Raw genomic sequence first — 13703 nt, 5'->3', positions numbered from 1 at the left:
CGAATGGACTACATCCAGCTATAGTCCGCGCACTTTTGCGCAGTCCTCCGTCGTTGGTGGGTGCCTTTTGACCCCTCCATTCACAAACGCCGGACATGCCAACCGACTTCATACGGCCGCGCCAAGTCAGATATTCGCTGGTCGCTTCCTGTCTCCTTGCTGCCTCCCTGGACCTGTATGCGCAGACATTGACCAATGCCCAGCGCGACGCTGAAGAGCAGCGTCGCATTCAGGAACGTGAGACCCAATTGCGGGAGCAGCAGGAGCGCGGCCGCGATGTCCGCACCGACGCACAAAGCCCCAGTGCGCAGCGCTTGCCAGACATCGAATCCCCATGCTTCCCGATCCGCCAGCTCGAACTCCGCGGTGAAGACGCTGGTCGATTCGGTTGGGTATTGGACAGTTTGTCCGGCACGCAAAAAGCGGATAGCCCACTGCGCAAGTGTCTGGGCACCCAAGGCATCGGCATCTTGCTGGAGCGGGCACAAAACGCGCTGGTAGCTAAAGGCTTTGTCACAACCCGTGTGTTGACGGAGCCGCAAGATCTATCCACGGGCAGTTTGATGCTAACTGTGGTGCCAGGCCGTGTTCGTGCAGTTCGCTTTGCAGACAAAGATGGCCAGACCACCACAGCGTCCACGTCGCTGGCTACCGCCGTACCGGCTCAACCGGGCGATATCCTCAACTTGCGTGACATCGAGCAAGCACTTGAAAACCTCAAGCGGGTGCCTACTGCGGACGCCGATATCCAGATCGTCCCCGCCGACCAGCCTGACCACAGCGACCTGGTTATTGCCTACCAGCGCACTACTCCGGCAAGACTTTCATTGGCATTGGACGACAGCGGCGGCAAGAGCACGGGCCGCTACCAGACCAGTGCCACATTCTCTTGGGACAACCCGCTGGGGTTGAACGACCTCTTTTATGTGTCCCAGAACCACGATGCCGGTGGTGGCGATCCCGGCCCACGCGGCACACAGGGCTACACCGTGCATTACTCAGTGCCCTATGGCTACTGGACGCTGGGCGCCACCCTGAGTGAAAGCCGCTACCACCAGACAGTGACCGGATCCACCCAAAACTACGTCTACAGCGGTACGAGCGGCAATACCGAAATCAAGGCCTCACACCTCTTCTATCGGGACGCTACACGCAAAAGCACTGTCCACCTCAAAGCCTTTGAGCGGCACTCGAACAACTATGTAGACGATACCGAAGTGCAAATCCAGCGTCGCGTGGTCGGTGGCTGGGAAATGGGTCTTGGGCACAAGGAATTCTTGGGAAGCGCCACCGTGGATGCGAACCTGGCCTACAAGCGTGGAACCCGAGACTTTGCAGCCCTGGACGCCCCAGAGGAGTCCACTGGTCAAGGTACTGCGCGCTTCAATCTGTGGGTAGCAGATGTCACACTGAATCAGCCATTCAAACTACTAACCCAGTCACTGCGCTACCAGGCCACCTTGCGGGTGCAGGGCAATGAGACACCACTCACCCCGCAAGACCGTTTTAGCATTGGCGGGCGCTACACCGTGCGCGGTTTCGATGGAGAAAGCAGCCTGACGGGCGACAACGGTTGGCTCTTGAGTCAGGACCTGGCCTGGTCGCTGGGAGGCAGTGGCCAAGAGTTGTACATCGGCATCGACGCCGGTGGCGTCAATGGCCAGAGTGCCGAACAACTTGCAGGCAAAGCCCTGAGCGGCGGCGTTATCGGCTTGCGAGGCAACTTCCGAAAGTTGCAGTACGACGTATTTGTTGGCGCACCGCTGTACCAACCGTCTGGTTTCAGAACGGCAGAGACCTCGGCTGGGTTCAACATGAGCTTGGCGTTTTAACCCCAAGCCCTTTAACTATGAATTCCTCTGAGTTCCATATTGTTGCGCCTGCATTCAACTTGCCGGCACAAAGTGATGCAGAGTCGTTTGGTTCCGCTGTGTGGCTTTTCATGCATGGAGGCCGGCACAACAGCCAACCCCTATTTGCTCTGGAACACACCCTCCTGCCAGCTATCCAGCTAGGGCAATACATCCTAGTCCTTGAAAAAAACGCATCAAACGGTCCGGGCCGGCCAGTGGGCTACTTGGGATGGGCCAATCTCAGTGCAGAGGTCGAAGCTAGGTATGTACAAAACCCGGTCACAGGTCTGACCCGGGATGACTGGAACAGTGGCGACCGCATGTGGTTTACCGACTTCATTGCTCCATTTGGTCAGGCCGCCAAAGTCCATGGCAGTTGGAAGCCACTTTTTGCAAACATCAGTAGCAGGTATCTGTATCACCGAAGCAATGAGCGGGGCCTCCAAGTTCGACAGTTCGTAGGAGCAAAGGTAGCACCCGACACCGCCCGTGCCTGGTGGGCGCAACGCCCCATCCTGGCCGCATGACGCACTGACTTCTCATATCTCTCCATTTTCACAACCTACCTAAAAGGAAACTTTATGAAGCACACATCTCTCGCAATAGCTGCAGCAACATTGCTCGCCGGCGCTGGAACTGCCTTTGCGCAGACCGCTCAACAAAACTTTGTAGGCCCCGCCATCGGTCTGACAGTCTCTTCCGTCCAAAACAAGGTGGACTACGAGAGCACCATTGCCTCCATCAATGGTCAATCCACCCAGGTCAATGACACTGAGGCATCGTTGATTGCGTCTTACGGCTTCGCTATGTCCCAGAACTGGGTCGGCACCTTCGGTATTGCGTATAGCGTGAAGTCCTCCGATGCTGGTTCCGTCAACTACACAGCCGGAACTGCACAGTCGTTCTCCGGTAAGTTCAAGGACCACCTGGCGCTCTCCTTTGCCCCCGGCTATCGCGTGGGCGCCAACACTTTGGTTTACGGCAAATTGGCCTATCACCAACTCAAATCAGAGTTCACCGATACCGCCTCATCCGGTGGCTCCAACACCCATAGCGGTACCGGGATTGGCTTCGGTGTTGCATTTGCAGTGACTCCCAAGGTAGAGCTCCGCACTGAGTACGAGGTGGTCAATTACTCCAGCGAAAAAACTCAGCTCACGACCGGCAAGCCCGAAATTTCGGGCCTGACCTTGGGGCTGCTCTACAAGTTCTAAGCGTCGTTCTCACCCACGGCCTTTACCCATCGCATTCATCTCCTGAAGCCTAGTCTGTCATGAATCAGAACTTATTCCGTCTCGTCTTCAACGCAGCCCGAGGCCAGGTGATGGCAGTGAGTGAAGTGGCCGTGGGTAAGGGGAAGGCCGCCAGCGGCGAGCTCAGAGGCCACAAGGTGGCAGCAGCATTGTTTGCATTTGCGCTGTCGCCTTTGGCCTGGTCACAAATCGTCGCAGACCCCAATGCGGCGGGAAACCTCAAACCGCAGATACTGCCAACAGCAAACGGTGTGACGCAGGTCAACATTCAGACACCCAGCGCTGCAGGCGTAAGTCGCAACGTCTATAGCCAGTTTGATGTGAATGCCCAAGGGGCCATTCTCAACAATGCAACCGGCAACGTGCAAACACAACTTGGAGGGTGGGTCCAGGGCAATAGCAACCTCGCAGGAGGAAGTGCCCGGGTCATTCTCAACGAGGTCAATTCCAGCAACCCCAGCCAGTTACGAGGCTATGTCGAGGTGGCAGGCCAACGCGCTGAGGTGATCATCGCCAACCCGGCGGGCATTGCGGTCAATGGTGGGGGTTTCATTAACGCCAGCGGCGTGACCCTCACCACCGGCACGCCCCTCATGAATACTGGCAACCTCGAGGGCTACCGCGTACAGCGCGGAACGGTCACCGTAGACGGTGCAGGCCTGGACACGAATGCTGCCGACTACACCCACATCATTGCCCGCGCCGTGCAGGTCAACGCCGGCATCTGGGCCAAAGACCTCAAGGTCACCACCGGTGCCAACGAGATCAACGCGGGCAACACCAGCGCCACAGCCATTACCGGCACAGGCACTGCCCCCACCGTAGCCCTGGACGTGGCAGCGCTGGGCGGCATGTACGCCGGCAAGATCACCCTAGTGGGCACTGAGGCGGGTGCGGGGGTCAACAACAGGGGCAGCATCGTGGCCCGCGGCGGCGATATGGTGCTCCAGGCCAACGGCACGCTCACCAATCGTGGCCTGATTGACGCAGGGAATGCTGGCGGTACAGCGCAGTCACGCATCACCGCCACCACCGTTGACAACATAGGCACAGGCGCCATCTTTGGCGACAAGCTCGCCATCAGTGCCACTACGCTCAACAACCAGGCCGAAAGCGTGAATGGCACGGTCAAGGGCGCCACCATCGGGGCACGCACCAGTTTGAATCTGGGCGTGCAGACCCTGAACAACTCGGACGCGGGCCTGGATACACCGGGCAACCCATCCACGAACACGACGGCAACACCCAGCGTCAACATCTTGAGCCTGGGCAATATCAACATAGGTGGCAACATCGATGCAGCAGGCCAGGCGCAAGGCACAGCCGCCAGCATCAACAACACCTCCGCCACGATTCAGGCAGGCGGCAGCGTCAGCATCAACGCCACGGCGGTGAACAACACTGACGCGCATTTCGCCTCGACAACACAAAACACCACCACCGCAGTCAGCGAAACCATCGGCTCTGCAGGAGCCGGCTACTACGTCAACGTCACCCAGAAAACGGTAGACGGCCCTATCGTGACATCAGCGCTGCCGGGGACTATTTCTGCTGGAGGCAACCTCACGGTTCAGGCGAATACCATCAACAACGCCAACAGTCGCATGCTGGCGGGCGGCACCGTGAGCATCCCTATTGGCGCCAGCATCGATAACGCCGGTGTCACCGCGACAAAAACAACCACAAAAACGGGCACGGCCTACTCACTCAGCCATGACCGAAGCTGCCAGTTGCTGGTCAAAGGCAGTTGCCTTGCCTGGGGGCCATGGTATGACGTATGGACTCCGTCCGCCTACTCCAGTGCCGTCAATGAAACCGTAACGGTGGGCGCCGGTAGTGCTACCAGCAATGCGATTACCGGTACACCCAACACCCCGGGTGCCAACGTACCCAACAGCAGCCTGTTTCAAATCAACACCAACCCATCGGCTAACTACGTAGTGGCCACCAACCCGGCCTTCACCAACTACAACACCTGGTTGGGCAGCGACTACATCACCAGCCGGATCAGCCTGGACCCCAGCGTCACCCAAAAGCGCCTGGGTGATGGTTTTTATGAACAACGCCTGCTCAACGAACAAGTGGCCCAGCTTACCGGCCGGCGCTTCCTGGGCAATTTCACCAGCGACGACCAGCAATACCGCGCCCTGATGAATGCGGGTGTTACCTATGCCCAAACCTTCAACCTCCGCCCCGGCATTGCACTAACGGCGGAACAGGTCGCCCGCCTGACCAGCGACATCGTCTGGCTGCAGCAAGAAACGGTAACCCTGCCCGATGGCAGCCAAACGGTAGCCCTGGTGCCCCAGATCTACCTGAAGCCCCGCAGCGGTGACCTCTCCCCCAGCGGTGGCCTTATCAGCGGCGCCGTTGTCAACATTGACACCAAAGACCTGAACAACTCCGGCACCATCCTTGGGCGTCAAGTGGTGCAGATCAACGCCAACACCATCAACAACCTTGGTGGTCGTGTGGGTGGCGATGCGGTAGGCCTCACCGCTGCGCAAGACATCAACAACACCGGCGGCACCATCACCGCCAAGGATGAGCTCACCCTGCAAGCCGGGCGCGATATCAACAACACCTCCACCACGGCCACCGCCAGCACCGGGGACAGCCGCAATGGCATCACCAACACCACGGTAGACCGGGTGGCCGGCCTGTATGTCACGGGCGACAACGGCGTCTTGCTTGCCAGTGCCGGGCGCGATATCAACATCATTGCCGGCCAGATCAAAAACACAGGACAGGACGGGCAAACCGTCTTGGTCGCCAAAAACGACATCAACCTCACCACGCTGCAGACCCGCCAGACCAACAACCTGGAGTTTGATGCCGGCAACTACCGCCGTGCCACCAGCACTGCAGAGGCCGGCAGCAGCATACAAGGCACGGGCAACGTCACCCTCTCCGCAGGTAACGACGTGAACGCCCGCGCAGCCCGTGTCGAGGCGGGCAAGACCCTGGACGTAGCCGCTGCCAACAACATCATCCTGCAAGCTGGCCAGGCCACCACCAACGTGGACCAGATGGCCAGCGCATCCGGCAAAGACCTGTTCTTGAGCAGCAGCATCCAAACCCGCCGCCAGGAGCAAAGTGCCACCGCCCAGGTCAGCAGCTTGAGCGGCCAAAGCACCCAGCTCGTGGCCAACAACAACCTGGTCAGCATAGGCGCCAAGCTGGGAGCCACCGGTGTAGACACCGGAACCGGCACCCTGCGCGTAGAGGGCAAGAACAACACCGCCCTGTATGAAGTGCAAAACTTCAGCCAGACCAGCGTCACCACCCAGACCCAAACCGGCCTGGGTGCCATGTTCAACCCGCTGGGCATAGACGTTGCGCTGGAAGACAAAACAGTAACGGACTCCCGCGCCAGCAGCACCGCGATGGGTACCAAACTGGTCTCCACGCAAAGAATAGAGATTGGTGTGGGCAACAAAACCGAGCTGCGCGGCACCGAGGTAGAAGCCCCCCAGATCGCCTTCGTCAAAACAGACCCCAGCAAAAAGGGCGAACTCATCCTGGGCGGCAGCACCAACACCACTCAAACTAGCCATACCGAGAAGACAGAAACCGCAGGCGTCTACCAGGAGATGAAGGGCCATGGCAGCACCACCCAAACCCTGAACCAGACCAGCCTCAAGGGCAACGTCACGTTTGACAGTGCCTTGAAGATCAGCGCCCAGATCCCCGACACCAAGGGCGGGCAGACGCTCAAGAGCCAGATCAATGCCTTGGTGGACCAAAGCGGCGGCACAGGACTGGAGTATCTGAACCAACTGGTCAGCAACCCCAACGTCCAATGGGACAAGGTGGCCCTGGCTCAAGAAAAGTGGAGCTATGACCAAGCGGGCCTGACACCTGCGGGGGCTGCACTGCTGACCATTGCGGTAGCGGCCTACACCGGAGGCATGGGCTCCCAACTGCTGGGAGGCACAGCCGCCACCACTACCAGTGCCGCCACCCTGGCGGGCAGTACAACACTGGCAACCGCGGTTAATGCCGGATTTGCCTCTCTGGCAAGCCAAGCCGCCGTGAGCCTAGTCAACAACGGAGGCGACATCGGCAAAACCCTGGAGCAACTGGGCAAGGAAGAGAGCATCAAGAACCTGCTGCTCACCATGGCCACAGCAGGCGCATTGGACAAGCTCAATGCCAACTATTTCAAAGGAATCGATGCCAAGAGCCCCTTCATTGATCAGCTCCAGAAGAACCTGACCAACAACATTGCCACGGACTTGATGAACAGTGCGTTGGCGGGCAAGCCGTTTGATGAAAACACGTTTGCCAATTCGCTCAAGGGGGCGTTGATCAATACGGGGATGGCGCAGGGGGCCAACGCTATCGGAGACGGCCTTGTAGCCAAAAACCTCAACGAATTCACCCACAAGCTAGCACACGCCGTCTTGGGCTGTGCGGGCGCTGAAGCCTCCGGAGGAGACTGCAGGACTGGTGCAGTCGGAGCCGTGGTGGGAGAGCTCACAGCGGAATACGCCATTAAGAGCGGAATGAATAATTCTGACGCTCTGGCACTGGCCAAGGTATTGGCGGCAACCTCCGGGGTGATGACGGGTGGCGGTGGCGACAACGCAGCGGCGGTGAACACAGCGGCGACTGCGGGGGCGAATGCGGCGGAGAACAATTACCTCAAGCACGCAGAAGCCCTTCGCCGGGCCAGACTTGAAAAGGATCTGGAAGCCGGTACTTGCGGCACCCAGTGCAAACAGGACCTCGCTGACCTGAAGGCTTTGGACGAAGCCAGGAACAAGCAATTGGCAGCCTGCCAGGGCAAGAACACTCCTGATTGCAATACGGCCCGCCAAGATGTGCGTACCGCGGCAGCTGACTACATACGCAATGGACAAGTATTGAATACCCGAGGGGCAAGTTACGCAGGTGAGTACAACGAGACCACTGAACTCGCCTACGCCACCATCGACAACAAACGTAGCGGTGCACTCAAAGCCGTTGCAGACAGGGCGAGTGACTTTGTGTCTGCGCTGGTCACTGGATACAAAGCCAAAGACGGCGCCCCGGCAGCTATCCAACAGGTAGTAGCTAGCAGCAAAGCGGTGAAGGAATTCGTGAGCGACACGAGCAATCTGCCGTACCTACTGGGATTCATGACACCGGGGCAGCGCCAGGAGTTTGCAGCCGCAGTTGAAAGTAACGACGGCACCAAGGTTGGCAAGATGCTCACCGACCAGACACTGGCGTTAGTGGGAACGATCAGCACGGTGGGTGGGGCCGCTAAGGCTACTTCATTGACTGCTACTGCGCTTAGAGAGGCAGCGGTTGCCAGTGCGGCAGCACGCGCGGCCAAGTTGGAAGAGGCGGCTGCGGTAGCTGCAGCCAAGGTGGAAAACGGCGCTACTGCAGATGCAACGTTTGCTGGGGGCGTACCAATACGACCAAGGGATGGCATGGTTACACCGGGTACTGCGCAACTGGACACGCCTATCGCTCAGCACTTAATTGACGCGGGGGTCAAAGTTGACAGGAGAAGCGGGCTTGCGAACGAAATTACTGGCGGGCACAACATGGACAACTTCAACAGCACCTTGCAGGCCAATGGCGGACAGGTTATTGGTACACCGGTAGAAGTGGCTCCTGGCATTTATCAGGTGGAATACCGGTTGCCGGGAACCACTGGCAAGAATCAACTCAAGACTGTTTACGACACTGCTAGATACAGTGATCAGCAAATGGCTTCCATGGCGAATGATGCCGCATCTCAGGCAATCTATCAGTGGAACAAGACAGGCAATGGAAAAGTTCCAGCTACACAATATGTGACCGTCAACGGAGTCAAGTTTGTTGTCCCAATCAGTAGCTATCAAGGAAAAGTCTATGTACCGACAGCCTACCCAGCGGGGAAGAAATAGTGATGTATCTTTCTTTTGATGATGCCGAGAATGACGAACATTTCCCACTTGTTTATTGCGTGGCCTTTGCTTTCCCGGCTCTTGATGCAATACAAATTGACCATCACGTAGAAGGGCTCTTTGAGCTTGGCGGTGCTGGCGGTGATCCTTGGTGGAAAATCAGTCGCTTCGTGAACGACGCAGGCCAGATCATGTATTCAGCGGAGTACGAAACATACATCGATGGCGTCGCACCACCCTACGGTGAGTACGATGAAGCTACTGTGAAACGTTACTTTGCTAGAGTCATGCGCGAATACGTGCGGGTGCACCCGGAATCCAAAACACATATTGGCCAACTCATCCAGAAGTACCAATTGGAGCCGAAGCCAACTGGCATCTGAAATCCACGGATGTGCTCCGCTATGACTCATGCTGACTAGCTCAAATGTTGGTTTTTACGATAAAGCCACCTTGTGAACGTCCGCTTCCACTGTCTGGTTTTTAACCCCAATCGAGGTTGCTTCATGGCGGCGGACGAAACCAGCCTCGGCAACGGGAGATCTCGTGTATCAGGCGCAACCCACCCACGGGGCGCATACACCACACATCTTGCTTTTTTCGCGCAGGCACTTGTGCATCAAATTGGCCTGTCGCGCAGGCAAATAATGCGCAATCAGCTCCTAGAAAAATAGCACTCAACAGCAACCCCTCCAGTCACTACCTGGTGGAAACCGACCCACGCTTTACCAACTACCGCGCCTGGCTGAGCTCGGACTACATCACGACCAAGCTCGCCTTAGACCCCACCGTCACTCAAAAGCGACTGGGCGACGGTTTCTATGAACAAAAGCTTATCCGCGAGCAAGTAGCCCAACTCACCGGTCGCCGCTTCCTGGGCGACTACACCAGTGACCAGCAGCAGTACCAAGCCCTGATGGACTCCGGCCTCACGTTTGCCAAAACGTTCAACCTGCGCCCCGGCATAGCGCTCACCGCCAACCAACTGGCCTTGCTCACCACCGACATCGTCTGGTTGCAGCAAGAAACAGTCACTCTGGCCGATGGCACCCAAACCCAAGTACTGGTCCCCCACGTCTACGCCGCAGTAAAAGCCGGAGACCTGACTCCCAATGGTGCCCTGCTCAGTGGCGACAGCGTAGCCATCCAAACCACAGGCGACATCACCAACGCCGGCACCATCCTGGGCCGCAAAGTCGTCCAGATTGAAGCCGGCAACATCCACAACCTCGCAGGCCTCATCCAAGCCCAGGATGTCGCCTTGCAAGCGACGCAAGACATCAACAACACCGGTGGCAGCGTAGTGGCCGGCAACAGCCTGGTGGCATTAGCCGGGCGGGACTTGAATGTAGCGAGCACCACCGCCAGCAGTTCAGGCAGCTCCGGCGCCTACAGCTACACCCAAACCGGCATAGACCGCATTGCCGGCTTCTACGTCCAAGGCAAGGGCGTGCTGTATGCCAGTGCAGGCAACGACTTCAATGCCACCGCTGCCCAGATAGCCGGCAATGGCGCCGTGCAGCTCAGTGCCGCCAACAACGTCAATATCAACGCACTCAAAACCAGCCAGACCAACAACCTCAACGCCGGTGACGCCAAGAACCACCTGCTTACCAGCCAGACCAGCGACGCAGGCAGCACCATCAGTAGCGGCACCACCCTCACTGTGAACGCCGGCAACAGCATCAACGCCAAAGCCGCCAGCCTGAGTGCCGCAGACACCGCAACGCTGGCCGCCAAAGGCAACATCGTGCTGGACGCCGGACAAACCCAAAGCAGCTATGAGAGTGTGCAGACCAGCACCAGCTCAGGCCTCTTGAGTTCTACGACCACCAGCACCCAAACCCAAGCCAGTGCCGCCACCGCACAGGTCAGCACCATTAACGCCAAGAACATCAGCGTCATCGCAGAGCAGAACCTGGTGAGCGTGGGCACCGAGTTCAAGGGAAGCAACAGCGTCACCGTAGAAGGCAAAGACACCACCACCCTGTATGCGGCTACCAACACCCGCCAGAGCACGACGACTACCCAGAGCACCACGACCCTGGGTGGTGCCTTCAGTGCCATCGCAGGCGGCATCACCCTGGAAGACAAAACCAGCACCGACAGCACAGCCACGGCCAGCAGCATAGGCACCCGCCTGATCTCCAACCAGAAGGTGGTGATCGGTGTGGGCAACAAGACCGAGCTGCGCGGCACCGAGGTAGAAGCCCCCCAGATCGCTTTCGTTAAAACAGACCCCGGCAAGAAAGGCGAACTGATCCTGGGCGGCAGCATTGACACCACCCAGACCAGCCATACCGAGAAGACAGAAACCGCAGGCGTCTACCAGGAGATGAAGGGCCATGGCTCGACCACACAAACCCTGAACCAGACCAGCCTCAAGGGCAACGTGGCGTTTGACAGTGCCTTGAAGATCAGCGCCCAGATCCCCGACACCAAGGGCGGACAGGCGCTCAAGAGCCAGATCAATGCGCTGGCGTCACAAAGCGGCGGTACAGGACTGGAATACCTGAACCAACTGGCCCAGCGCACCGACATCCAATGGGACAAAGTGGCCCTGGCCAATGAGAAGTGGAGCTACAGCCAAGCGGGGCTTACACCAGCAGGGGCTGCACTCTTAAGTATTGCGGTAGCGGCCTACATGCCCGGAGCCAGCGGCATGTTTGGCACCACCACGGCCACCGGTACCACGCTGGGAGGCGTGGCGCTGACCACCACCACCGCAGCAGGTGTTACCACCGCCACCTTTGCAGGGGCTGCACTGAACGCGGGCTTCACAGCGCTGGCCAGCCAAGCGGCGGTAGCCATGGTGAACAACAAGGGCGACATCGGCAAGACCCTGGAGCAACTGGGCAAGGAAGAAAGCATCAAGAACTTGCTGACCACCATGGTGACGGCGGGGGCGTTGGACAAGCTCAATAGCACCATGGGCTGGAACAGTATCAATGCCAAGAGTACGTTTGTGGACCAGTTCCAGAAGAACCTGGGCAACAACCTAGCCACCGACATGATGAACAGTGCGCTGGCGGGTAAGCCGTTTGATGAAAACACGTTGGCCAACTCGCTCAAGGGGGCGTTGATCAATACAGGTATGGCACAAGGAGCTAATGAGATTGGCAATGCTTATTCAAGCCAACAGAGCGTACTACCCAACCTGAATGACTTTACCCACAAACTGGCTCATGCGGTTCTTGGTTGTGCAGCGGGTGCGGCCACGGCGGGCAATGGCAGCGGGTGTACACCTGGTGCTGTGGGGGCGGTGGTGGGGGAGCTCACTGCGGAGTATGCGAAGAAGAATGGCTTGAATGACACCCAAGCACTGGGGCTTGCCAAGATCATTGCAGCCACGTCGGGCGTGATCGTGGGTGGGCGCGGGGATAACGCAGCTGCGGTCAACATTGCGGCGCTGACAGGCGAGAACGCTGCGCAAAACAACTACCTTAACCACGCTGAAATCTTGCGCAAGAAAAAACTGCAAGCGGACATTACGGCTTGCGGAGCCAATACAGACTGCGCGGCGCCCCTACAAGTCGAAATCAACAAAATTGAGGAAGAAGACAAGAAACGCGATGCGGCGTTGGCTGCAGCCTGCGGCGGCAAAACCCCGGACATAAGCACCATAGAGCAAAAGAAAGTACGTAGCTTTGCGGCAGACGTCATTCTCAAAGGCGACAAAGACATCATCTTCGGCGCTGACGGGAAGCACACCCTTTCGGAGGCAATGGGTACCTTTGACAAAGGTCGGCTTCTAGTGCAAACCGCCAAAGGAACCTTTGTTTCCGTATGGGATGGATACATTGAGACCCTGAAGACCGGACTGGAGATTGCGCAAGACCCTGTGGGCAGCGCCAAGAAGCTTGGTGCCCAAGCCCAAGTGGCAGCCCAGGACGCCAAAGAAGCGCTGGAGTGGATAGCCAACAATCCCATCAAGTTCAAGGAGATTGCGCAAGCCGCCGAGAACCAGCTGCGCAACGACTTGGCCAATGCCATACAAAACGGCGATGAATCCTCGATCGGTCAGATGCTGGGCGACGTCCTCGCCAACTTCAGCCCTGATCCGCTCAAAAAGGTCAAAGCGCTGAACAAGGTTGTTGATGAGGTTAAGCTGGCGAAGAAGGCGGAGGCACTGGCGGCGCGCGCGGATGTCGATAAGGCGGTTGTCATTCCAGCTGGCTCGAAAGGCAACTGGAGTCCGCAAGCCAACGGAAGGTTGGATGCCAAAACCGCCTACATCATGGACAATGGCCACTCTTACATCACCGACGCTTCGGGGCGAGTAAAGGGCGTTGAGGCCGATTTAACCGGAATAAAAAGTGACCGCAATGGCTACCAGCAAGCCTGCGTAGGAAAGTGTGGCAACCCCGGTGATGAAGGCGGGCATTTGATCGCAGCCTCTTTGGGCGGTGCCGGAGACCGCATCAACATCGTGCCGCAAGCGTCCACCTTGAATCGGGGCGAATGGAAAGCGATGGAGGCCATGTTGAAGAATGAAATTGATGCAGGCAAGAAGGTGAGCGTGAAGATTGATGTGGGGTATCCCAGCGGAAATGGCGCAAGACCGAATGTTTTCTTGGTGACAGCCACGATCAATGGAAAAATTGAGAGATTTCCCTTTACCCAATAGTTCAGCAAGATTACGAATGACAACACCTGAGGTCGCTTATCAAAAAATCGGGGCGTGTTTGGCAGAAGCCGCACGTTCTGGTTGG

At 57.9% G+C, this 13703-nt stretch carries 6 protein-coding genes; all 6 read left to right on the top strand.

Going from position 1 to position 13703, the window contains the following annotated elements; translation table 11 throughout:
• Positions 1–95 precede the first annotated feature (95 nt).
• A complete protein-coding gene (locus RAN89_RS15210; protein ID WP_313867091.1) occupies positions 96–1832 on the top strand; it encodes a ShlB/FhaC/HecB family hemolysin secretion/activation protein in 1737 nt (578 codons plus the stop codon).
• Between the two features lie 17 nt (positions 1833–1849).
• Entirely contained in the window at positions 1850–2380 is a 531-nt protein-coding gene (locus tag RAN89_RS15205; protein ID WP_313867090.1) for a toxin-activating lysine-acyltransferase, read from the top strand.
• A gap of 54 nt (positions 2381–2434) precedes the next feature.
• Entirely contained in the window at positions 2435–3067 is a 633-nt protein-coding gene (locus RAN89_RS15200; protein WP_313867089.1) for an outer membrane protein, read from the top strand.
• 59 nt (positions 3068–3126) lie between these two features.
• Complete coding sequence (locus RAN89_RS15195) at positions 3127–8991, top strand: two-partner secretion domain-containing protein (protein WP_313867088.1); 5865 nt, start codon at positions 3127–3129, stop codon at positions 8989–8991.
• Between the two features lie 2 nt (positions 8992–8993).
• Positions 8994–9374, top strand: coding sequence for a hypothetical protein (locus tag RAN89_RS15190; protein ID WP_313867087.1), 381 nt, complete (start codon positions 8994–8996; stop codon positions 9372–9374).
• Positions 9375–9697: 323 nt separating this feature from the next.
• Positions 9698–13618: a DUF637 domain-containing protein gene (locus RAN89_RS15185; protein WP_313867086.1), complete on the top strand. Its 3921-nt coding sequence runs from the start codon at positions 9698–9700 to the stop codon at positions 13616–13618.
• The last annotated feature ends 85 nt before the right edge of the window (positions 13619–13703 follow it).

It is taken from the genome of Rhodoferax mekongensis (assembly GCF_032191775.1).
Lineage (GTDB): Bacteria > Pseudomonadota > Gammaproteobacteria > Burkholderiales > Burkholderiaceae_C > Allorhodoferax > Allorhodoferax mekongensis.
Note: the sequence above shows the minus strand (reverse complement) of the source record. Positions and strands in the feature narration are given on the sequence as shown.

What these genes read in the sequence shown, in the direction of transcription:
- RAN89_RS15190 (WP_313867087.1), top strand. Translation starts at nt 8,994, where the DNA reads ATGTATCTTTCTTTTGATGATGCCGAGAATGACGAACATTTCCCACTT.
- RAN89_RS15200 (WP_313867089.1), top strand. Translation starts at nt 2,435, where the DNA reads ATGAAGCACACATCTCTCGCAATAGCTGCAGCAACATTGCTCGCCGGC.
- RAN89_RS15210 (WP_313867091.1), top strand. Translation starts at nt 96, where the DNA reads ATGCCAACCGACTTCATACGGCCGCGCCAAGTCAGATATTCGCTGGTC.
- RAN89_RS15205 (WP_313867090.1), top strand. Translation starts at nt 1,850, where the DNA reads ATGAATTCCTCTGAGTTCCATATTGTTGCGCCTGCATTCAACTTGCCG.
- RAN89_RS15195 (WP_313867088.1), top strand. Translation starts at nt 3,127, where the DNA reads ATGAATCAGAACTTATTCCGTCTCGTCTTCAACGCAGCCCGAGGCCAG.